Source organism: Pseudomonas sp. 50_B, from assembly GCF_017491625.1.
Lineage (GTDB): Bacteria > Pseudomonadota > Gammaproteobacteria > Pseudomonadales > Pseudomonadaceae > Aquipseudomonas > Aquipseudomonas danubii.
This window is the reverse complement of the sequence record NZ_JAFGYX010000002.1, coordinates 438,380-458,478: the sequence shown is the minus strand read 5'-3', so window position 1 is coordinate 458,478 and position 20,099 is coordinate 438,380. Positions and strand designations below refer to the sequence as shown.

21 protein-coding genes are annotated in these 20,099 nt (G+C 62.5%); 13 read left to right on the top strand and 8 right to left on the bottom strand.

Translation table 11 applies throughout. The features are described 5' to 3' along the window. Positions 1–168 precede the first annotated feature (168 nt). Positions 169–771: a glutathione transferase GstA gene (gene gstA, locus J5M73_RS05260; RefSeq protein ID WP_102860621.1), complete on the bottom strand. Its 603-nt coding sequence runs from the start codon at positions 769–771 to the stop codon at positions 169–171. Between the two features lie 97 nt (positions 772–868). Between gstA and J5M73_RS05255 the strand changes: the two genes are divergently transcribed. After that, positions 869–1,729: a LysR family transcriptional regulator gene (locus J5M73_RS05255; protein WP_102860622.1), complete on the top strand. Its 861-nt coding sequence runs from the start codon at positions 869–871 to the stop codon at positions 1,727–1,729. 527 nt (positions 1,730–2,256) lie between these two features. Beyond that, positions 2,257–3,573 carry a PAS domain-containing methyl-accepting chemotaxis protein gene (locus tag J5M73_RS32040; protein WP_102860623.1) on the top strand — a complete coding sequence of 439 codons (1,317 nt, stop codon included), beginning with the start codon at positions 2,257–2,259 and terminating at the stop codon, positions 3,571–3,573. A gap of 63 nt (positions 3,574–3,636) precedes the next feature. On the opposite strand, the gene J5M73_RS05245 is transcribed toward J5M73_RS32040, so the two are convergent. The 4 genes from J5M73_RS05245 to J5M73_RS05230 form a co-directional block, all read right to left on the bottom strand. Continuing rightward, positions 3,637–4,143, bottom strand: a complete 507-nt coding sequence (locus J5M73_RS05245) for a hypothetical protein (RefSeq protein ID WP_102860624.1) — start codon at positions 4,141–4,143, stop codon at positions 3,637–3,639. Positions 4,144–4,325: 182 nt separating this feature from the next. Next, entirely contained in the window at positions 4,326–5,069 is a 744-nt protein-coding gene (locus tag J5M73_RS05240) for an NAD(P)-dependent oxidoreductase (RefSeq protein WP_102860625.1), read from the bottom strand. Positions 5,070–5,101: 32 nt separating this feature from the next. Beyond that, positions 5,102–5,734: a glutathione S-transferase gene (locus J5M73_RS05235; protein ID WP_102860626.1), complete on the bottom strand. Its 633-nt coding sequence runs from the start codon at positions 5,732–5,734 to the stop codon at positions 5,102–5,104. A 100-nt stretch (positions 5,735–5,834) separates the two neighbouring features. Further along, positions 5,835–6,266, bottom strand: coding sequence for a PACE efflux transporter (locus J5M73_RS05230; RefSeq protein WP_102860627.1), 432 nt, complete (start codon positions 6,264–6,266; stop codon positions 5,835–5,837). A 123-nt stretch (positions 6,267–6,389) separates the two neighbouring features. Here J5M73_RS05230 and J5M73_RS05225 point away from each other — a divergent pair, with 123 nt between their 5' ends. Beyond that, the gene (locus J5M73_RS05225; RefSeq protein ID WP_102860628.1) at positions 6,390–7,307 is read left to right on the top strand and encodes a LysR family transcriptional regulator; all 918 of its coding nucleotides are present in this window, start codon (positions 6,390–6,392) and stop codon (positions 7,305–7,307) included. On the opposite strand, the gene J5M73_RS05220 is transcribed toward J5M73_RS05225, so the two are convergent. After that, positions 7,304–8,233 carry a LysR family transcriptional regulator gene (locus tag J5M73_RS05220; RefSeq protein ID WP_102860629.1) on the bottom strand — a complete coding sequence of 310 codons (930 nt, stop codon included), beginning with the start codon at positions 8,231–8,233 and terminating at the stop codon, positions 7,304–7,306. The two genes, J5M73_RS05225 and J5M73_RS05220, sit on opposite strands and share 4 nt — an antisense overlap. Positions 8,234–8,299: 66 nt before the next feature. On the opposite strand from J5M73_RS05220, the gene J5M73_RS05215 reads away from it, so the two are divergent. Then, positions 8,300–8,920: a LysE family transporter gene (locus tag J5M73_RS05215; protein WP_102860630.1), complete on the top strand. Its 621-nt coding sequence runs from the start codon at positions 8,300–8,302 to the stop codon at positions 8,918–8,920. A gap of 6 nt (positions 8,921–8,926) precedes the next feature. Here the strand turns inward: J5M73_RS05215 and J5M73_RS05210 are convergent, their stop codons facing one another. Further along, positions 8,927–9,958 (bottom strand): LacI family DNA-binding transcriptional regulator, encoded by a 1,032-nt coding sequence (locus tag J5M73_RS05210; protein ID WP_207815068.1) that lies wholly within the window; start codon positions 9,956–9,958, stop codon positions 8,927–8,929. Between the two features lie 215 nt (positions 9,959–10,173). Between J5M73_RS05210 and J5M73_RS05205 the strand changes: the two genes are divergently transcribed. Together J5M73_RS05205 and J5M73_RS05200 are read left to right on the top strand one after the other, a co-directional pair. After that, complete coding sequence (locus J5M73_RS05205; RefSeq protein WP_102860632.1) at positions 10,174–10,707, top strand: gluconokinase; 534 nt, start codon at positions 10,174–10,176, stop codon at positions 10,705–10,707. Between the two features lie 84 nt (positions 10,708–10,791). Further along, positions 10,792–12,144 carry a GntP family permease gene (locus tag J5M73_RS05200; RefSeq protein WP_047305702.1) on the top strand — a complete coding sequence of 451 codons (1,353 nt, stop codon included), beginning with the start codon at positions 10,792–10,794 and terminating at the stop codon, positions 12,142–12,144. A 209-nt stretch (positions 12,145–12,353) separates the two neighbouring features. On the opposite strand, the gene alaC is transcribed toward J5M73_RS05200, so the two are convergent. Further along, complete coding sequence (alaC, locus tag J5M73_RS05195; protein WP_047305701.1) at positions 12,354–13,565, bottom strand: alanine transaminase; 1,212 nt, start codon at positions 13,563–13,565, stop codon at positions 12,354–12,356. A gap of 279 nt (positions 13,566–13,844) precedes the next feature. On the opposite strand from alaC, the gene J5M73_RS05190 reads away from it, so the two are divergent. The 7 genes from J5M73_RS05190 (at position 13,845) to kdpB (ending at position 20,069) form a co-directional block, all read left to right on the top strand. Continuing rightward, positions 13,845–14,507 (top strand): LysE family translocator, encoded by a 663-nt coding sequence (locus tag J5M73_RS05190; RefSeq protein WP_110594805.1) that lies wholly within the window; start codon positions 13,845–13,847, stop codon positions 14,505–14,507. 69 nt (positions 14,508–14,576) lie between these two features. Beyond that, complete coding sequence (locus J5M73_RS05185; RefSeq protein ID WP_102860634.1) at positions 14,577–15,065, top strand: GyrI-like domain-containing protein; 489 nt, start codon at positions 14,577–14,579, stop codon at positions 15,063–15,065. Positions 15,066–15,318: 253 nt separating this feature from the next. Continuing rightward, the gene (kdpF, locus tag J5M73_RS05180; protein WP_016968152.1) at positions 15,319–15,417 is read left to right on the top strand and encodes a K(+)-transporting ATPase subunit F; all 99 of its coding nucleotides are present in this window, start codon (positions 15,319–15,321) and stop codon (positions 15,415–15,417) included. Further along, positions 15,401–15,571, top strand: coding sequence for a hypothetical protein (locus tag J5M73_RS05175; protein WP_162884082.1), 171 nt, complete (start codon positions 15,401–15,403; stop codon positions 15,569–15,571). Before kdpF ends, J5M73_RS05175 begins: the two co-directional genes overlap by 17 nt. A 13-nt stretch (positions 15,572–15,584) precedes the next feature. Then, complete coding sequence (gene kdpA / locus J5M73_RS05170) at positions 15,585–17,291, top strand: potassium-transporting ATPase subunit KdpA (protein ID WP_102860635.1); 1,707 nt, start codon at positions 15,585–15,587, stop codon at positions 17,289–17,291. A 9-nt stretch (positions 17,292–17,300) separates the two neighbouring features. After that, entirely contained in the window at positions 17,301–17,984 is a 684-nt protein-coding gene (gene kdpC / locus J5M73_RS05165; RefSeq protein WP_102860636.1) for a K(+)-transporting ATPase subunit C, read from the top strand. Positions 17,985–17,996: 12 nt separating this feature from the next. Next, positions 17,997–20,069 (top strand): potassium-transporting ATPase subunit KdpB, encoded by a 2,073-nt coding sequence (gene kdpB, locus J5M73_RS05160; RefSeq protein ID WP_102860637.1) that lies wholly within the window; start codon positions 17,997–17,999, stop codon positions 20,067–20,069. Positions 20,070–20,099: the final 30 nt, after the last annotated feature.

The following is a 20,099-nucleotide window of genomic DNA, read 5'->3' as shown; positions in this document are numbered from 1 at the left end:
CGCAGACGAGAAGCGCGCCGAGAAAAAGGCCAAGAAAACCGAAGTGAACATCTTCGGCCATTGATCAATTTGACGAAGCCCGCAACGCGGGCTTCGTTTTATCCCTTCTGAAAAGGCAGGCGCGGGTTCTGCCTGTTCAGCGCGACTTCTCCATTTGCTGTTTCGAACCTAAGCCAGCTCCACCGCCAATGCCTCCCGCACCGCCGGCCGCTGCTCGACCCGGGCCTGGAACTTCGCCAATGCCGGCCAGGCTCCCAGATCGATGGCAAACAGCGCAGTCCAGCGCAGCACGGTGAACAGATAGGCATCGGCGATGCCGAACTGCCCGCCTTGTAGATAATCCTGGCGCTCCAGGGTCTGCTCCAGCAGGGCAAAGCGTTTGAACAGCTTCTGCCGGAACACCTCCTTCACACTGTAATCGAGCCCTGGGTTGAACAGCCAACCCATGATCCCGTGAACTTCGCTGGTGATGAAGTTCAGGGTTTCCTGCAGCCTTACCCGTTGCCAACTGCCATTGGCCGCCGCCAATCCGGCCTCGGGCTTGAGGTCTGCCAGGTATTGCAGGATCGCCGGGCCTTCGGTGAGTACTTCGCCGTTGTCCAGTTGCAGGGCGGCCACGTAGCCCTTGGGGTTGAGGGTGAGGAAGTCCTGGCCGTCGGCGGTGCGCTTGCTGCGATTGTCGACGCGGATGGCGTCGAACGGCAGTTGCAGTTCCCGCAGCACGATATGGGAGGCCAGGGAGCAGGCTTGAGGGGCGTAGTAGAGTTTCATCGGCAGGTCTCTGGTTGATGTTCGAGCCAGTGTCGGGGCAGCACTGGCATGGGTAAAATTAATCTTTCAGAAAATGGCCATAAGGATAGCTACTGCCATGATGAACCTGATGCATTGGCGCTTGCTGGTGGCAATCGCCGAGTGCGGCACCATCACCCGGGCCGCCGAACAGGTGGGCATGACCCAGTCCGGGGCCAGTCAGGCCTTGGCCCAGATGGAGGACATGCTGGGCGTGCAACTGTTCATCCGGGAAAGCCGCCAGGCTTTGCCCACGGCAATCGGTCTACAGGTGCTGGAGCAGGCGCGGGTGATGCTCGGAGCCCTGGCCCAGGTTCGCCGGCAAGTGGACACGGCCCGGGGCATCCTCCAGGGCAGTTTGCGCCTGGCGGGCTTTCCCATGGTCCTGGCGAGCTTCCTGCCACCGGTGCTGCGACGTTTCAAGCAACTGCACCCGGGGATTGAGGTGGTGCAGCTGGAGGTCAGCGATGATGAGGTCGAGGCCCTGCTGGAGGCGCAACTGGTGGATCTGGGAGTGGTACTGAATCCGCCTCCCGAGCGTCGTTCGTGGTTGCTGGGTGTCGATTCGTGGGTGGCCGTGCTGCCCCAGGATCACCCCTGGCAGGCCCCGACCATCGAGCTTGAAGTCTTGCTGGCGCAGCCTTTTGTCCTGGCCACTGGCGGCTGCTCGGTGAATGCCCGCAGCCTGGCGCTTGAAGCTGGAGTGTCGTTGGCGGATGTGCGGATCGAAGTGCGCGAGTGGAAGAGCGCATTCAGCCTGGTGCGTGAACGTTTGGGGGTGACCCTGGTGCCCGAGAGCACCTTGCCTGAACAGCGCCAGGGATTGCGGGTGCTGCCTCTGAGTTGCGCGATCGAGCGCCAGTTCGCCCTGGTGGCGGCGCCGGGGCGGGAGTCGAACGGACTGGTTCAGGCCTTTGTGCAGATGCTCGCTCGGGCCTAGTCGGCGGGCGGTTCCTGGCGAGTCATGTTTATGCCTTGATTGAGACTTTTCGCGAAGGCTTGAGAGGCATTTAAAAGTTGTGAAAACAGAATGACTGGTGACCTTGCATAGAGTCGGCGTCTGTCTATGCTTAATTGTGAAAAAGCGTATCGGTCGCTTTTTCAACCACTGTCTCGTGATGTTTCAGTCTTATAACGGCTGTTTGTGGAATGTTCATCCGGGCACGAAATTGACTTCATGAATAAAGACGAGAGTGCGCATTTAGAGGCACCGCAGGATCAGGAGTAATTAATTAGATGGAATTTCTTTTCTTTGTTAGGTCCGACCCGACAGCGGGTCCTCAAGAAAAGGATGGCTTGATAAGAGCGTTGCAACATGGACTCTCCGATTAAACATCATTTGTCACCTGACACTTCCTTTCTCATATGGAGAGAGGCGCTTGCCCTGTTAATGGAACGTTGTGGTGGATCAGTTGAAAGACTAGAAACTTCCGTCAATCAAAAGACAGCGTTGAAGGTGATACAACTATGTTTAACCTACATCACAAGGCAGACCTTCTGGAGATCGAGCGCTTTAATTGTGCGTTGACCGAGGCCAATGCCAAGTTGGCGGCGATCAGCCATTCCATGGCGATGATCGAGTTCTCTCCCGATGGCATCGTGCTCGATGCCAACGAAAACTTTTGCAAGGCAATGGGCTATTCCGCGGAAGAAATACGCGGCAAGCATCACCGGATCTTCTGCGAGGAAGCGTTCTACCGCAGTGAGGAGTACGCCAAGTTGTGGCGTGATCTGGCCCGGGGTGAACCTGTCAGCGGCACCTTCCTGCGGCTGAACAAGCGCGGCCAGGAGATCTGGCTCGAAGCCAGCTACATGCCGGTGTTCGATGCCGAGCGTCAGGTCAAGAGTGTGATCAAGGTGGCTTCGGACATCTCCGAGCGCATCCATCTGGAACATGAAAACCAGAGTCTGTTGAACGCCATTGGCCGCTCCATGGCAATCATCGAATTCACCCCCGATGGCAAGATAGTTGCCGCCAACGACAACTTCCTCAAGACCATGCAGTACTCCCTGAATGAAATACTCGGTCAGCACCACAGCATGTTCTGTCATCGCTCTGAAGCCGAGTCTGCCGAGTACAAGCAGTTCTGGGCCTCGTTGAACCGTGGTGAATACCATTCCCACCGTTTCGAGCGGGAAAACAAGTACGGCCAGACCGTGTTCCTCGAGGCTTCCTACAACCCGCTGTTCGACACCAAGGGGCGCTTGTACAAGGTGGTCAAGTTCGCCAGCGATATCACCCAGCAAGTAACCACCCTGCAATCTGCCGCCGAATCGGCCCACAGTACCTCGGTGCAGAATGATGCCTGCGCCCAGAAAGGCTCGGAGGTGGTGCAACAGACGGTGGAGATCATTCAGCAGATTTCCCACGACCTGAACGAAGCCGCCCGCAGCATTGATGCGGTCAGCAAACAATCGGAGATCATCGGCAGCATAGTCCAGACCATTCGCGGGATTGCCGACCAGACCAACCTGCTGGCGCTCAATGCGGCCATCGAGGCGGCCCGGGCCGGCGAGCATGGACGGGGGTTCGCGGTGGTGGCGGACGAGGTACGCAGCCTGGCGGCACGCACCAGCCAGGCGACGGTGGAGATCGTCGAGGTGGTGCGCAAGAACCACGACCTGTCCATGAGCGCGGTCACCAGCATGCAGTCGAGCCTGAGTCGTACCGGACTGGGGGTCGAGCTGGCCAATGAGGCGGGGGAGGTGATCCTGGAGATTCAGCAGGGCTCAAGGCATGTGGTGGATGCCATCAGCCAGTTCAACTCGACCTTGCAGCTGTAGCCGCGGTTTTCCTTCGGATACAAAAAAGGGTTCCCGTGCAGGGAACCCTTTTTGTTGGCGCTGTTACAACGCAGCGAGGAACTTCTCGTCGATCGGCTTGGCGCTGTTCTTGGCCTCTTTCTCTTCCTTGGCCAACTGCATCTTGTCTTGCAGGCGCTGGGCGATTTCCTGATTGATCGTCAGTTGCCGTTCAGGTGGCAGGTTCCTCAGGTCTTCTTCGGTCAGCCCCATATCCTTGAGGATGCTGTCGCGCAGGCGCTGTTCGGGCGTCTTGCTCATGTAGTCCTTGAACTCGCTCAGGGCACCGGTTTCCGTGGCGCTGGTGGCCTGTGGCGTGCTGGTGGCGGGCGGCGTGGCCTGGAGCAGGACACGGGTCTTGGCGAACGCTGCATTGACGTTGTCGTCCACGGTATTGCCTTGCAGGCTGGACTGGGACGTCGGCACGGTCACGGAGTTCTGGGCCTGCTGCAGCATGCCGCTGTACAGCGCGCTGGCGGCAGCGGTGGTCGGGTCCATATCGGTGCGCGAGGTGGGCTGCACCGAAACGGATTTCTGGGCGTTGACCAACATGATCGGGAACCTGTGTGAGAGAACTAGGCTGAAGTTTTAGCAAGTTCCATGCCGATACTTTAGTCATTGAATATCAATAGGTTAGGGCAATTGTTCTCGGCGGGTGGCCAGTAAGCGGACAAGTCTTGCCGCTTCCTGGCAATTGCCGCCCGCCTGTTTGCCGAGGGGCGGCGATCAGCGTCTCAGTAAGTGATGGGAATGCCGAAATGCTCCTGGAAGGCATCGTCCACAGGCTCGTACCCCAGAACCTTGGTGGTTTCGCTGAGATCCAGGCGCTTGAAGCGGTTGTTGGATATGCCATGGCCGATCAGGAACTGCACCCCAGGGGTTTCGACCGCTCGCTGCAGCAGTTGCACAGCGTCCCGAGGGCTGAGCCAGGCGCTCAGGTCGCGGGTGGTGGTCAGTTCGTGGTGTTGCGGGTCCTCGAATGCCCCGATGCGCAGGGCGATGCAGGACAGCCCGCGCCGGGCTGCATAAAAGGCACACAGGGCTTCGCCATAGCATTTGCTCACACCGTACAGGTTGGCTGGCATCACCGGCATGCCCGGGGTGATCTGCCGGTCCACCGGGTAGCCTTCGATGGTCTGGGCGCTGCTGGCGAACACCAGGCGCCGGCAACCGGCGTTCACTGCGGCCTCGAACAGGTAGGTGGTGGCGAGGATGTTGTTGGGCAGCAGTTCGTCGAAGCCGGCAGTGGCGTGGGGGATGCCGGCCAGGTGCACGATGACGTCGATCCCCGGCAGCAGGCGGCTGATGGCTTGCGGGTCATCAAGGTCCAGGCGCACGAAACGGTGGGGCGCCGGGATGTCGAAGTCCGGTTCGACGCGGTCGGTGAGGGTGAAGCGATGGCGCTCCTGGGAGCCCTGGAAAAACACTTTGCCGATCCTGCCGCAGGCGCCGGTCAGTAGTACGTTGAGTCCATCCATGTCGAATCTCCGGTGGGCTGAGAAGGGGCAGGCTAGGGCGTGCCGTTACGTCCATGCAGCACAAAGCCCGGACGCAGGCTGAGGCGTTCGTAGTAGGCGGCCACGGCGGGGAAGTCCGGGTGTTCCATCGGGGTCATCTTCCAGCGATTGACCGAGAGGCCAAGGACGATATCCGCCAGGCTGAAGTCTTCACCGAGCACATAGTTCCCGGTGCTCTCAAGCTGCCGTTCAAGGATCGCCATCTTGCCGTTCCAGGCCAGCAGGCTGGCGCCGATGCGCCGGCTGTCCTGGCAATCCGGATGCTGGCGCACCAGGCCCATGAAGGCGTAGCTCCAGGCCGGATTGAGTTCGGTGGCCTGCCAGTCCATCCACTGTTCCACCAGGGCCCGGGCTCGCGGGGCGATGGGCAGCAGGCCGCTGCCGGGGTGCAGGTTGGCCAGGTAGCGGCAGATGCTGTTGGACTCCCACAGGGCCCCGGCATCATCGATCAGCACCGGGACCTGGGCGTTGGGGTTGAGGGCGAGAAATTCGGGACTGTGGGTCGACTGGAAGCCGCTGCCCCAATCTTCCTGCTGGTAGGAAAGGTCCAGCTCTTCACAGGTCCACAAGACTTTCCTGACGTTGATGGACGAGGCTTTACCGAGAATTCTGCAGGGGGTTCCCATGACGCTTCCTTGTTCGTGGCACAGGTTGGCGATGGGAATCTATCAGCGAGCCAGGTTCTCGGCGACGGCCAAATTGCCTCCAGGGGTGTTTTGCCCAGCTTCAGGCCGGATCGGGCAGGGCCGAAGCCGGCAGACCGAAGACCCGGTCGAACAGCCAGTTGAAGGCGAAGGTGTAGCAGGGGATGAACAGGATCAGCGCCAGGTCCAGGAGGAAGGCCTGCACCAGGCTGATGTTCATCCACCAGGCGATGAGCGGGATCAGGAACACGATCAGGGTCAACTGGAAGCCCACGGCATGGGCGATGCGCCGCTTGACGGTGCGGGTGCGCGAGGGCTGACGGCTTTCCCAGCGCTCGAACAGCGTGGTGTAGATGAAGTTCCAGGTCACCGCGATGCTGGTGATGACCACGGCCAGCGGCCCGGTGCTGCTGGGGGACGTGCCGGACAGCAGGGCCAGGCCGAGGGCCGAGAACGTCATGCCGAACACCTCGAACAGGGATACGTAGACCAGTTTGCGTTTCACGCCTTGCATGGAAATTCCTCGGTATTGAATGGCAATGGCCAGAGCTGGACTGGCGCAGGGCGCGAAAGGTAGCTTCAATAGTGGTGACAGAAAAAGTCGGAAGCTTTCAGTTTTATTGATAGGTTGCCCTCCATGAATTTCTCCAGTGACAGCATCCAGTTGTTTCTCGCCGTGCTCGAGCGCGGTTCCTTTTCTGCGGCGGCCCGCTTCCTGGGCAAGGTGCCCTCGGCGGTCAGCATGGGCATTGCCAACCTTGAGGCTGAACTGGGTTACGCCCTGTTCGATCGCCGCCATCGCGAGCCGGTGCCGACGCCCCTGGCCCTGTCCCTGGCGCCCCATGCGCGGTTGATCGCCGACCAGCTCAAGCAGTTGCAGGTGCACGCCATCGAGCTGTCCCTGGGCCTGGAGAGCAAGCTGTCGATTGCCGTGGTGGATGACATCGACAAGCAGCGAGTGCTGGCCGCCATCAAGCTGATTGCCGAGCGCTATCCGCTGCTGGAGGTGGAGGTGCTCAGTGCCCCCCAGGATGATGTGCTGCAACTGCTGCACAGTGGGCGAGTGAGTGTGGGCGTGGCCTTTGCCGGCTTGAGCGTGAATGCCCTGGAGTATTTCCAGTACATCGGCAGTGAGCGGGTGATTGCCTGTATCTCGCCGCGACATCCGGTGTTTGTGGCCAGCGATGGCTCGTTGTACCTGGAGGAGCTGATCCGGTTCCGCCAGGTCGTGGTGGCCAGCCGCGACTTGCCCATCAGCGATACGCGGCCCTTGGTGGGCGAGTCGTTGTGGCGCACCGACAGCCTGGCCATGGCCCTGCACATGGTGGAAGCCGGCATCGGCTGGGGCAATTTCCCCTTGTCGGTGATCCAGCCGCTGCTGGTGGCAGGGCGCTTGCAGAGGCTGAAGTTCAAGAACCTCGACAACGGCTTGTCGTTGCCGGTGCATGCGGTGTGGCTGAAGAACCGGCCACTGCAGAAGGGCGCCCTGGCCCTGGTGCAGTTGCTCAGTGGCGAAGATCCGGCGCTGGGGCCGCTGCCCGCCCCCGGGGTTTAGCCCAGGGCCTGTTCACGCAACCAGCGCAGCAAATGACCGGCCGCCGAAGCGTCGCTGATCGCCTGGGCGGACAACAGGTAATAGGCGCTGCCGTCGGCGACGAAGCCGAAAGGGGCGCAAAGCAATCCTCCAGCCAGATCATCGCGCACCAGTTGCCGGGGGGCGATGGCCAGCCCGAGTCCCGCCACCGCCGCTTGCAGGCTGAAGTAGAAATGCTCGAAGACTTGCTCCTGTAGAGCCAGGGAGGCGGGCAGCTGCTGCTGTTGCAGCCAGTGCTCCCAGGCTTGCGGCCGGGTAGCACTGTGCAAGCGCGGGGCGTGTTCCGCCAGGGTCGGCTGGCCGTCTGGCGAAGGGGTCCAGTCAGCCTGTTTGTCCGGCCGGCACACGGGGCCAATGGCTTCGTCGAACAGCCAGTGGGCCTGAGTTTCATCGTTCCAGGCGAAATCGTTGCGGCGGATCGCCAGGTCGATGCCGGCGTTGAACGAGAAAGGCCCGCCGCCGGCCAGCAACTGGATCGATATTTTCGGGTGAGCGGCCTGGAACGCCGGCAGGCGTGGAATCAGCCAGCGCATCAGCAGGGTCGGTTCACAGGACAGCACCAGCGGCGCCTCGGGGTCCGGTGCCCGCAGGCGGCTGGCGGTGTTCTCGATCAGGTCCAGGGCCTGGGTCACGCTGTGCAGCAGTTCGGCTCCGGCCGGCGTCAGAAATACCCGGTGGCTGCGGCGTTCGAACAGCGCCGTGCCCAGGTCCTCTTCCAGGGCGCGCACGGCGCGGCTGATGGCGCCGTGGGTCAGGTGCAGGGCGGCGCCGGCCTGGGTGAAGCTTTCCAGGCGTGCCGCTGCCTCGAAGCAGCGCAAGGCGCCGAGGGGCGGCAGGCGTCGGCGTAATGTCTGTGAGTTTTTATCACTGAGAGTGTCAGTTTTCATCGTTGGCTGTCCCCGTGCCGATCCCCATACAGTAGCGCCTGATTCTATATCCAAGGCGTATGTAACGTGACTGAACTGTTAGTCGTAATCACCATTACCATTCTTGCTGTACTCAGCCCCGGAGCCGATTTTGCCTTGGTAACGCGCAATAGCCTGATGCTCTCGCGCCGCCACGGTGTGTTCACTGCCCTGGGTATCGGGCTCGGGGTCATGCTGCATATCGGCTACAGCCTGCTGGGGGTGGGGGTGCTGTTGCAGCAGTCGCTGCTGTGGTTCACCGGGCTGAAGATTGCCGGGGCGCTTTATCTGATCTATCTGGGGATCAAGCTGTTGCGCGGTTCGGACCAGGGGCCGCACGAGGAGGCGGCGGCGAATGTCGAGACTTCGTCATGGGCGGCTCTGCGCAGCGGCTTTCTGACCAATGCGCTGAACCCCAAGACGATGATTTTCGTTCTCAGCCTGTTTATGCAGGTGATCCAGCCGGGCACGGCATTGGCGGTGCAGATCGGCTACGGGGGGATCATTGTCCTGGCTCACGTGTTGTGGTTCGTGGCGGTGGCGCTGTTTTTCTCGGCACCGGCGATTGCCAGTCGACTGCAGGGGTACAAGCGCCGTATCGATCAGGTATTTGGTCTGGTGCTGGTGGGGTTCGGGCTGCTGCTCAGCGTGCTGAGCCTGCAGCCCTGAAACACCTCAGGTGCTTTCCCGCACCCGCAGCTCGAAGCCCATGTCCACCACGGGCTCGGTCACGCTGTTGCCGGCCAGCAGGGTCAGCATCTGCTCGGCTGCACGGCGGCCGATGGCTTCCCTTGGGGTGCTGATACTGCTCAGGCGCGGCACCATGTGTTCCGAGGAGGGCAGGTCGTTGAAACCCAGCACCGCCACTTGCTCCGGAACCTTGATCCCGCAGCGCATGGCTTCCAGCAGTGCGCCCTGGGCCAGGTCGTCGTTGCCGAAGAAGATGGCGTCGACTTGTGGCTGGCTCTGCATCAGTTGCAGGAACAGTTCGCCGCCCAGGCCCACGGAGGATGGGCGTGGGGTCAGCAGTTCCAGATCGGGGTTGTACAGCCCGGCCTCTTGCAGGGCGCGACGGAAACCTTCGCCCCGTAGCAGAGTGCGTTGATCCAGTTGTGCGCCGACGTAGGCCAGGTGCTTGCGCCCACGGGAAATCAGGTGCCGGGCGGCGGTCTCGCCCGCGTTCAACTGGGAGAAACCCACGCAGTTGAGTCCGGCGCCGGGGTCCAGGTCCATCATGTAGACGCAGGGGATGTTGTTGGCCTCGATCATCCGCCGGGCGCTTTCGGTACGGTCAAAACCGGTCAGCAACAGACCCCGGGGCTGGTAGGTCATGTAGTTGCGCAGCAGGTTCTCTTCTTCGTCCCGGGAGTAGTGGTAGTTGCCGATCAGCACTTCGAAGCCCTTGGGCCGCAGGACCTGATGAATGGCTTCCAGGGTTTCGATGAACAGCAGGTTGGACAGCGACGGCACCAGCACCACCACCGACTGGCTCTGGGCCGAGGCCAGGGCACGGGCGGCGGAGTTGACCACGTAGTTCAGCTCCTGCGCGGCCTTCTGCACCTTTTCCACCAGCTCGGTGGCCACGCTGCTGACGCCGCGCAGGGCCCGAGAGGCGGTGATCGGACTGACACCGGCCAGTCGCGCCACTTCGTTGAGGGTAGGGCGCCCCGTGGTACGGGAGCTTTTATCGTTTTTATGAGGGGTCATCAGACGGCTTGCCAAACAAAATTCAAGTCACTAAGGTAGCGCTGTCCTGAAACAGCTGCAATGCGTGAGCGAGGTGTGCCTGACCCTCGCTCTTTGGTTTGGCGGACTATATACGCGGCAACCCACAAAAATGACAAGAAGGCGTCGGCAGACACTGTTTTTGTACTAGAACTAGAACTAGCGAAGGTAGCGCTGTCTGCGCGCTGAGGTGTTACATGAGTCAATCTATTACCGCCCTGGTCATCATGGGTGTTGCCGGCTGTGGCAAATCCAGCGTCAGCCAGGCGCTGTGCCAACGCAGCGGCGCCACGGCCATTGAAGGCGATACGTTCCACCCTGCCGCCAATATCGCCAAGATGAGCGCCGGCATTCCCCTCGACGACGACGACCGTGCCGGCTGGCTCGACAGCCTCTGCGATGAATTGCGTCGGACCCTGGCCGCCGGTCAGCGTCCGGTACTGACCTGCTCGGCCTTGAAGCGCAAATACCGTGAACGCCTGCGCGCAGCGACCCCCGGCCTGGGCTTTATCTTCCTCGAACTGACACCGGCAGTGGCCGCCGATCGCGTGGCACACCGGCCAGGGCATTTCATGCCTTCGACCCTGATCGACAGTCAGTTCGCCACCCTCGAATCCCCCGTGGGGGAGCCGCTCACCCTGGCCCTGGATGCCAGCACCCTGAGCGTCCAGCGCCTGGCCGAACTGGCCAACCAATGGTGGCTGGAGCATGGCCTTGAACCTTCACATTAAGTGCTGGCTCGAAATAGGTAGCGCTATCCCACTCGGCCCTTGTTTTTAACGCTTAAATAAAAACAACAAACCGGAGGCAATCCCATGTTTGGCATGTCCCAAGAGACCTATCTGCTGGTTGATGCAGTGGTCACTATCATCGGCCTGATCGTCTTGATCACCCGATTCAAGCTGCATCCCTTTATTGCTCTGACCATTGCCGCGGGGTTCCTCGGCCTGACCTCGGGCATGCCGGTAGACAAGATCATCAAGGCGTTCCAGGACGGGTTTGGTGGCGTGCTCGGTTTTGTCGGCATCATCCTGGCCCTGGGCACCATGCTCGGAAAAATGATGGCCGAGTCCGGCGGCGCCGATCAGATTGCCCAGACCCTGATCCGTTCGTTCGGCAAGGAGCGGGTGCAGTGGGCGATGATGTTCGCCGCGTTCCTGGTGGGCATCCCGCTGTTCTTCGAGATCGGCTTCGTGCTGCTGATCCCGCTGGTGTTCATCGTCGCCCGGCGCACCGGGGTGTCGCTGATCAAGATCGGCATTCCACTGCTGGCTGGCCTGTCGGCGGTGCACGGCCTGGTGCCGCCGCATCCGGGGCCGCTGCTGGCCATCGGGGTGTTTGGTGCCGACATTGGCAAGACCATTCTCTACGGCCTGATCGTTGCTCTGCCGACGGCCATCATTGCCGGTCCGATCTACGGCACCTTCATCGCCAAATACATCCCGGGTCACCCGTCCCAGGAGCTGGTGGACCAGCTGGCCCGTGAAAACACCTCGCAGAACCTGCCCAGCTTCAGCGTGACTTTGCTGACTGTGCTGCTGCCGGTGTTCCTGATGCTGCTCAAGACCTTCGCCGACGTGGCGTTGCCGGATGGGCACTTCTTCCGCATCTGGATGGACATGATCGGCCACCCGATCAGTGCCTTGCTGCTGGCCCTGCTGCTGTCGCTCTACACCTTTGGCTACAAGCAGGGCATCGGCTCCAAGCAGATCCTCGGTTTGCTCGACGCCAGCCTGGCGCCTACCGCGGCGATCATCCTGATCATTGGTGCCGGCGGTGGTTTCAAGCAGATGCTGGTGACCAGCGGCGTGGGTGATGTGATCGGCCACATGGCGGTCAATGCGCAGATCTCGCCGATCCTCCTGGCCTGGCTGGTGGCGGCGGTGATTCGTATCGCCACCGGTTCGGCCACCGTGGCCACCATCACCGGCGCGGGCATCGTGGTGCCGGTGGTAGGGATGATCCCCGGGGTCAACCGCGAACTGCTGGTGCTGGCCACCGGTGCCGGCTCCTTGATCCTGTCTCACGTCAACGACGCGGGCTTCTGGCTGGTCAAGCAGTACTTCAACATGACCGTGGCCGAGACCTTCAAGACCTGGACGGCGATGGAAACCATCCTCTCGGTGGTGGGCCTGATCTTCATCCTGTTGTTGTCGTTGGTGGTTTAAACGGAGGGGCTGACCCCTGTAGCTGCTGTCGAGCCTGGGGCGAGGCTGGGCAAAGGCCCGAAGGGCCTTGCCCGGTGATCTAACGTCAGCCCTTGATAGGCATCTGAATCGCCGCGAGTGCTACGCACTCGTTCGCAGCCTGCGGCAGCGGCTACAGTACAGGCACAAAAAAACCGCATCGCTGCGGTTTTTTTGTGGCTGAAGGAGTCTCAGCTTTTCTGCACCAGGCCATCGGCGCGGAACATCCCGCGAATGCCGCGCACCGCCTGGCGAATCCGGTCCTGGTTCTCGATCAGGGCGAAGCGCACGTGATCGTCGCCGTATTCACCGAAACCCACTCCCGGCGACACGCAGACCTTGGCCTCGGCCAGCAGCTTCTTGGCGAATTCCAGGGAGCCCAGGTGCGCATAGGCTTCGGGAATCTTGGCCCAGACGTACATCGAGGCCTTGGGGTTCTCCACCATCCAGCCCAGCTCATGCAGGCCCTTGACCAGCACATTGCGCCGTTGCCGGTATTGCTCGGCAATGTCTTTCACGCACTGCTGGTCGCCTTCCAGGGCGGCAATCGCGGCCACTTGCAGCGGGGTGAAGGTGCCGTAGTCGTGGTAGCTCTTGATTCGCGCCAGGGCGTTGACCAGCTCCGGGTTGCCGACCATGAAGCCGATGCGCCAGCCGGCCATGTTGTAGCTCTTGGACAGGGTGAAGAACTCCACCGCGATGTCCTTGGCTCCGGGCACCTGCATGATCGACGGGGCTTTCCAGCCGTCGTAGACGATGTCGGCGTAGGCCAGGTCGTGGATCACCAGCACGTCGTACTGCTTGGCCAGGGCGATCACCCGCTCGAAGAAATCCAGCTCCACGCACTGCGCGGTGGGGTTGGAGGGGAAGCCCAGGATCATCATTTTCGGCTTGGGGATCGAACCGCGAATGGCCCGCTCCAGCTCGGCAAAGAAGTCCACGCCGGGCACCAGTGGCACCGAGCGCACCTGGGCGCCGGCGATCACCGCGCCGTAGATGTGGATCGGGTAGCTGGGGTTGGGCACCAGCACCGTGTCGCCCTGGTCCAGAGTGGCCAGCATCAGGTGCGCCAGGCCTTCCTTGGAACCGATGGTGACGATGGCTTCGCTTTCCGGGTCGATATCGACCTCGTAGCGATCCTTGTACCAGCGGGAAATCGCCCGGCGCAGCCGTGGAATGCCTTTGGAGGTGGAGTAGCCGTGGGTGTCCTCACGCTGGGCAACGGTCACCAGTTTTTCGACGATGTGCGGCGGAGTCGCGCCGTCGGGGTTGCCCATGCTCAAGTCGATGATGTCTTCGCCGCGCCGACGCGCAGCCATCTTCAGCTCGGCAGTGATATTGAAAACGTAAGGGGGGAGACGATCGATGCGCGCAAAGCGGCGCGGCGAACCTTGTTCGGCCATTGTTGCCTCGAAAAGACGTAAGCGCCCGGAACCGTCCGAGCGACGTTGGCCACTGCGGTGGCCTGCGAGGGCAGACGATAAAGGCGCTGGCGCCGGCTTGTCCAGAGCAGCGGAAAATTATTTTTGCGCTGCCGGCGGTTTGCCCGGCTGGCGGGTTTGCCGCTATAACGTGCACGCTTTTTGCCTGCAAGGACGGCGCCCGGCCTGTGCCTGATCCGTTCGGGCGGATCTGATGCCGCTCGGCAGCTCTTCGAACAACAGCGTCAAACGGGATGAATGATGGAGTTTACCAGCGGCTTTTTGCTGAGCCTTTCGCTGTGCCTGGACATCGGCGTGGCCAATATCGCGATGATCACCCTGGCCATGCAGCGCGGCTATTTCCAGGGCTTCTGCCTGGGCCTCGGAACTTGCGTGGGTGACCTGATCTACGCGCTGTTGGCCCTGGCCGGGATGACCGTACTGTTGCAGTACGAAACTGTGCGTTGGGTGCTGTGGATCGGCGGTTCGGCGCTGCTGGTGTATTTCGCGGCGAAGATGATCTACGCCGCCATTCATCACAGTGCGCTGCTGGCCACGGCGGGGGAGGCGGACCGCGGTTCGCCGCGCAAGGAGTTCCTGCGCGGGATCTTCCTGGCCATGTCTTCCCCCAGCGCGATCCTCTGGTTTGCTGCCGTGGGGGGCACCCTGATTGCCCGATCCGGTGGCGGCACGATTGCCGACTCCGGGTTGTTCCTGGCCGGCTTCTTTTGCGCCGGGCTGGTCTGGACCATGGGCCTGTGCCTGGCCGCGACCCAGGGCGGCAAGTTGCTGGGCGACAAGCTGTTGCGCTACTCCTACCTGGCATCTGCGGCGATCTTCTGCTATTTCGCGGTGTACGTGATCCTATCCGGTTATCAGGAGTTCATCGTCGGCGCTGGGGTGGTCGACCTTCCGGCGCTCTGATCCTGGCCCTGGCGATTGGCTTCTATACTTGCTGCCGTACCCATCTTTTCTGCGGCAGGAGTGGCATTCATGGATGAGCAAAAACAGGGCGCAGGTCCAGAACCGCGCTTCGAAAGAGAGCGTTTTCTGCTGATCGCCGGCTTCAGCGAGCGGTTTACCCCTGGCGCCAGCCAGGACATCGGGCAGCTCTGGCAGCGCTTCATCCCCCACATCGGCAAGGTGCCGGGGCAAGTGGATGAGGTGACCTACGGCATCTGTTGCAACCCCGATGGCCAGGGTGGCTTCGAATACCTGGCCGGGGTCGAGATCAGCAAGCTCGACGATTTGCCCGAGCGCTATCGCTGGATCGAGGTGCAGCCGCAGAACTATGCGGTGTTCGAGCACGGTGGCTCCTTGCAGGAACTGCCACAGACCTTCAACTACATCTGGAAGACCTGGCTGCCCCAGTCCGGTCGCGAGGCAGCCGATGCCCCGGAATTCGAGCGCTACAGCGCCGACTTCAACCCCGATACCGGCAGCGGCGTGGTGGAGGTCTGGCTACCGCTGAAAAGTGAATGATCCCCTCGGGGGCGCTGGCCGGCCCCCGATTCCCCCGGCCTTGGCCGCAATCTATACGCCGTCTTAATACCGCCCCCCGCAATCAGTGTCCGACCTTGATACGCCCTCACCTAACCTGCGTGGCGCAGAGGAGAGCGGCGGACGGCTCGTTCCCGACTCCCTGCCGGTGCCCGTTGCCGGGTGCCTGACCGGTTGCGCCCCGGGCCGCTGTCTGCGGTTGCGGCGCCGCCTCAATGGATTAAGGGGAAAAGCCTTGCTGACACTGGAATTCATCTACGGCGCCAGCGGTTTTTGCGCCGTGCTGCTGTTTGTCTACCTGGGTTACGCGCTGATCCGTGCCGAGAAATTCTGATGACCGCACCCAACGCTACCCCGGCATTTTCATTCGCCCGTCCGGGCATTCTCGAGAAAGGAAACCAGCCATGTACGACCTGATCTTCGTGGGCCTGTCCCTGGGGTTCTTTGTACTGACGGCCCTGGTCATCGTCGCCATGGGCAAGATTTGAACGGAGCATCGACATGTTGAGTACTGTGCTGGAATACGCGGTGATCCTCGGGGTAATGACCGGGCTCGCCGTACTCATGGGCAAATGGCTGGCCCGGGTCTTCAGCGGCCGCGGCCACGCCTTGCCCGAGCGGGCCACCTACCGCCTGCTGGGGATCGACCCCGGCGAAACCATGGGCTGGGCGCGCTATGGCTCGGCGCTGTTGCTGTCCAACGCAGCGATGATGCTCCTGGGCTACCTGGTGCTGCGCCTGCAAACCGTCATGCCCCTCAACCCCCTGGGGTTGGCGGCGCAGACCCCGGACCTGGCGTTCAACACCGCCGCGTCCTTTATCACCAACACCAACTGGCAGGCGTACTCAGGTGAAAGCAGCCTGTCGAACTTCAGCCAGATGGCGGTGATCACCTTCCTGATGTTCGTCGGCTCCACCGCCGGTGTGGTGGCAGCGGCCGGTTTCATTCGTGGCCTGAGCCGCTCCAGCTCCGCCGATATCGGCAACTACTGGGTCGACTTCACCCGCACCCTGTACCGGGTGATGCTGCCTTTGTGCCTGGTCATGGCCCTGGTCTATGTCTGGCAGGGCATGCCCCAGACCCTCGACTCCCAGGCCCTGGCCACCACCTTGGAAGGCGCCCAGCAGCAGCTGATCGTCGGCGCCGTGGCCAGCTTCGAGTCGATCAAGCACATCGGCACCAACGGTGGCGGCTTCTTCAGCATGAACGCCGCCCACCCGTTCGAGAACCCGACTCCGCTGACCAACGTGCTGCACATCCTCAGCATGTTGCTGATCCCTTCGGCGCTGACCTACACCTTCGGCAGCATGCTGCTGCGGCGGCGTCAGGGCTGGGTGTTCTTCGGCACCTTCCTGGTGATGTTCGTCGGCTTCCTGGCCATTGTCTTCACCGCGGAGCAGGGCGGTAATCCGCTGCTGACCCAGGTCGGTGCCGACCAGCAACTGTCGGCAACCCAGAGTGGCGGCAACATGGAAGGCAAGGAACTGCGCTTCGGCATCGCCGACACCGCGCTGTTCGTCACCACCACCACGGGCGCCACCACCGGTTCGGTGAACGCCATGCATGACTCGCTGACCCCCATGGGCGGTTTCGTGCCCCTGGCGCAGATGATGCTCAACTGCGTGTTTGGCGGTGACGGCGTGGGCTTTATCAACCTGATCCAGTACGCCCTGCTGACGGTGTTCCTGGTGGGCATGATGATCGGCCGCAGCCCGGAATTCCTCGGCAAGAAGATCGAGGCCCGGGAGATCAAGCTGGTGATGCTCTCGGTGCTCGCGCACCCGATCTGCATCCTCGGTTTCACCGCCCTGGCAGCGTTGTGGCCGGACACCTTGAACAGCCTCAACAACCTTGGCCCCCATGGTTTCAGCGAAGTGCTCTACGCCTACGCCTCGGGTACCGCCAACAACGGTTCGGCGTTTGCCGGGCTCAATGCCAACACGCCGTTCTTCAACACCACCATCGGTCTGGCGATGCTCATGGGGCGTTTCTTCACCATGCTGCCGATGCTGGCCGTGGCCGGTTCGCTGGCGGCGAAAAAGAACATCCCGGCCGGTGCCGGCACCATTCCCACTGCCACGCCGCTGTTCATGTTCCTGGTGGTGTTCGTGGTGCTGGTGGTTGGTGGCCTGACTTTCCTGCCGGCCCTCGCGCTCGGCCCGCTGGTGGAGCAACTGCAGTTGCTGGCCGGCCAGACTTACAAGTAAGGGGTTGTGATGACGACGCAAATGCAAACCCAAGGCACCACTGCGGTGCTGTTCAAGGGCCTGTTGCGCCCGGTGCTGGTGGCGGCGGTGTTCTTCATGCTGCTGACCGGGCTGGCCTATCCGTTGGCGACCACCGTGCTGGCCAACCTGCTGTTCCCGTTTCAGGCCCAGGGCAGCCTGGTGCAGCGTGACGGGGTGGTGGTGGGCTCGGCACTGATCGGTCAGTCCTTCAGTCGCCCGGAGTATTTCCAGGGCCGCCCGAGCATGACCCTGGGCAGCGATCCGCTGGACCCGAGCAAGAGCGTGCCCCAGCCCTACAACGCCGGGGCCAGTGGTGCCAGCAACCTGGGCCCCACCAACCAGAAACTGATGGACAGCGTGGCGGCGCGGGTCAGCGCCTATCGCCAGCTCAACGGCCTGGCGGCGGACATGCCGGTACCGGTGGACGCGGTGACCGCTTCGGCTTCCGGCCTGGACCCGCACATCTCCCTGGCCAACGCCCAGCTGCAATTGAACCGGGTGGCCCGCCTGCGCAACCTGCCGCTGGCCGATCTGCAGGCGCTGCTGCAGGACCACAGCGAAAGCCGCACCTTCGGCCTGCTGGGCGAGCCCCGGGTCAATGTGCTGCAACTCAATCTCGCGCTGGATGCCCTGGCACCCGTGCATGCCTCGCCCCTTGCGGTCAGTGAGTAAGAGATACCGATCATGAGTAATAACCCTCGTATAGCGTTGTTCGACCGTGGGCTGCTGTTCACGGCGTGCCTGGATGCGGTGAAGAAGCTGCTGCCACAGGCGCAGTGGAAGAACCCGGTGATGTTCGTGGTCTATCTGGGCAGCATTCTCACCACTCTGCTGTGGTTCCAGTCCCTGGGCGGTGAAGGCGAGGCCTCCAGCGGCTTCATCCTCAGCATCACCCTGTGGCTGTGGTTCACCGTGCTGTTCGCCAACTTCGCCGAGGCCCTGGCCGAGGGCCGCAGCCGGGCCCAGGCTGCGAGCCTCAAGGGCATGAAGCGCCAGACCCTGGCCAAGCTGTTGCAGCAGCCCAGGCATGGCGCCGCCTGGCTGCCGATGGCCGCCAGCGAGCTGCGCAAGGACATGGTGGTGCTGATCGAGGCCGGCGACCTGGTGCCTTTGGATGGCGAGGTCATCGAAGGCGTGGCCACGGTGGACGAGAGCGCCATTACCGGTGAATCGGCGCCGGTGATCCGCGAGGCCGGGGGCGACTTTTCCTCGGTCACCGGCGGCACCAAGGTGCTGTCCGACTGGCTGGTGGTGCGCATCAGCGTCAACCCCGGCGAGTCGTTCCTGGACCGCATGATCTCCATGGTGGAATCGGCCAAGCGCCAGAAAACCCCCAACGAGGTGGCCCTGACCATTCTCCTGGTGGGGCTGACCCTGCTGTTCCTGCTGGTGATCGTGACCCTGAGCCCGTACTCGATCTTCGCCGTGGCCATGAGCGGCACCGGCAGCGTGATCAGCGCCACGGTGATGGTGGCGTTGCTGGTGTGCCTGATCCCCACCACCATCGGCGGCCTGCTCTCGGCCATCGGCGTGGCAGGCATGAGCCGGATGATGTCGGCCAACGTCATCGCCACTTCCGGGCGCGCTGTGGAAGCCGCTGGTGACGTCGACGTGCTGCTGCTGGACAAGACCGGCACCATCACCCTGGGCAACCGTCAGGCCAGCGCCTTCCTGCCGGCCCCGGGGATCAAGGACAGCGAGCTGGCGGACGCCGCGCAACTGGCTTCCCTGGCCGACGAAACCCCGGAAGGCCGCAGCATCGTAGTGCTGGCCAAGCAGAAGTTCGACATCCGTGGCCGCGACATCGAGGCCCTGGGCGCCAGCTTCGTGCAGTTCAGCGCGCAGACCCGCATGAGCGGCGTCGACCTGCCGGAGGGGCGCAGCATCCGCAAGGGCGCGGCCGATGCCATTCGCCGGCACATCGAAGCCCTGGGTGGCAGCTTCCCGCCGGCCTTGCAGGCCAAGGTGGATGAAGTCTCGCGGCGCGGCAGTACGCCGCTGGTGGTCAGCGACGGCGCCCAGGCCCTGGGCGTGGTGGAACTCAAGGACGTGGTCAAGGGCGGGATGAAGGAGCGCTTTGCCGAACTGCGGCGCATGGGCATCAAGACCGTGATGATCACCGGCGACAACCGCCTGACCGCGGCGGCGATTGCCGTGGAGGCCGGGGTCGATGACTTCCTCGCCGAGGCCCGCCCCGAGGACAAGCTGCAACTGATCCGCGACTACCAGGCCAAGGGCAAGCTGGTGGCCATGACCGGCGACGGCACCAACGACGCCCCGGCCCTGGCCCAGGCCGACGTTGCGGTGGCGATGAACAGCGGCACCCAGGCGGCAAAGGAAGCCGGCAACATGGTCGACCTGGACAGCAACCCGACCAAGCTGATCGAAGTGGTGGAAGTCGGCAAGCAGATGCTCATGACCCGCGGCGCCCTGACCACCTTCAGCGTGGCCAACGACGTGGCCAAGTATTTTGCTATCGTACCGGCCGCGTTCGTCGCCACTTACCCGCAGTTGGGCGCGTTGAACGTGATGCAATTGACCAGCCCGAACTCGGCGATTCTCAGTGCGGTGATCTTCAACGCGCTGATCATCGTGTTCCTCATCCCCCTGGCGCTCAAGGGGGTGAAGTATCGGTCCATCGGCGCGGCGGCCTTGCTTAACCGCAACCTGCTGATCTACGGACTGGGCGGGGTGCTGGTACCCTTTGCCGGGATCAAGCTGATTGACATGCTGCTGGCCGGGCTTGGCCTGGTTTGACGCAAGGACAGGCAATGCGGCGCTCCCTGG

Coding starts and splice junctions, on each gene's coding strand:
- kdpA (WP_102860635.1), top strand. CDS start 15,585: ATGTTGAGTACTGTGCTGGAATACGCGGTGATCCTCGGGGTAATGACC.
- kdpB (WP_102860637.1), top strand. CDS start 17,997: ATGAGTAATAACCCTCGTATAGCGTTGTTCGACCGTGGGCTGCTGTTC.
- J5M73_RS32040 (WP_102860623.1), top strand. CDS start 2,257: ATGTTTAACCTACATCACAAGGCAGACCTTCTGGAGATCGAGCGCTTT.
- J5M73_RS05220 (WP_102860629.1), bottom strand. CDS start 8,233: ATGAAAACTGACACTCTCAGTGATAAAAACTCACAGACATTACGCCGA.
- J5M73_RS05245 (WP_102860624.1), bottom strand. CDS start 4,143: ATGTTGGTCAACGCCCAGAAATCCGTTTCGGTGCAGCCCACCTCGCGC.
- J5M73_RS05190 (WP_110594805.1), top strand. CDS start 13,845: ATGGAGTTTACCAGCGGCTTTTTGCTGAGCCTTTCGCTGTGCCTGGAC.
- alaC (WP_047305701.1), bottom strand. CDS start 13,565: ATGGCCGAACAAGGTTCGCCGCGCCGCTTTGCGCGCATCGATCGTCTC.
- J5M73_RS05185 (WP_102860634.1), top strand. CDS start 14,577: ATGGATGAGCAAAAACAGGGCGCAGGTCCAGAACCGCGCTTCGAAAGA.
- J5M73_RS05205 (WP_102860632.1), top strand. CDS start 10,174: ATGAGTCAATCTATTACCGCCCTGGTCATCATGGGTGTTGCCGGCTGT.
- J5M73_RS05235 (WP_102860626.1), bottom strand. CDS start 5,734: ATGGGAACCCCCTGCAGAATTCTCGGTAAAGCCTCGTCCATCAACGTC.
- J5M73_RS05200 (WP_047305702.1), top strand. CDS start 10,792: ATGTTTGGCATGTCCCAAGAGACCTATCTGCTGGTTGATGCAGTGGTC.
- J5M73_RS05210 (WP_207815068.1), bottom strand. CDS start 9,958: ATGACCCCTCATAAAAACGATAAAAGCTCCCGTACCACGGGGCGCCCT.
- J5M73_RS05225 (WP_102860628.1), top strand. CDS start 6,390: ATGAATTTCTCCAGTGACAGCATCCAGTTGTTTCTCGCCGTGCTCGAG.
- kdpC (WP_102860636.1), top strand. CDS start 17,301: ATGACGACGCAAATGCAAACCCAAGGCACCACTGCGGTGCTGTTCAAG.
- J5M73_RS05240 (WP_102860625.1), bottom strand. CDS start 5,069: ATGGATGGACTCAACGTACTACTGACCGGCGCCTGCGGCAGGATCGGC.
- gstA (WP_102860621.1), bottom strand. CDS start 771: ATGAAACTCTACTACGCCCCTCAAGCCTGCTCCCTGGCCTCCCATATC.
- J5M73_RS05255 (WP_102860622.1), top strand. CDS start 869: ATGATGAACCTGATGCATTGGCGCTTGCTGGTGGCAATCGCCGAGTGC.
- J5M73_RS05230 (WP_102860627.1), bottom strand. CDS start 6,266: ATGCAAGGCGTGAAACGCAAACTGGTCTACGTATCCCTGTTCGAGGTG.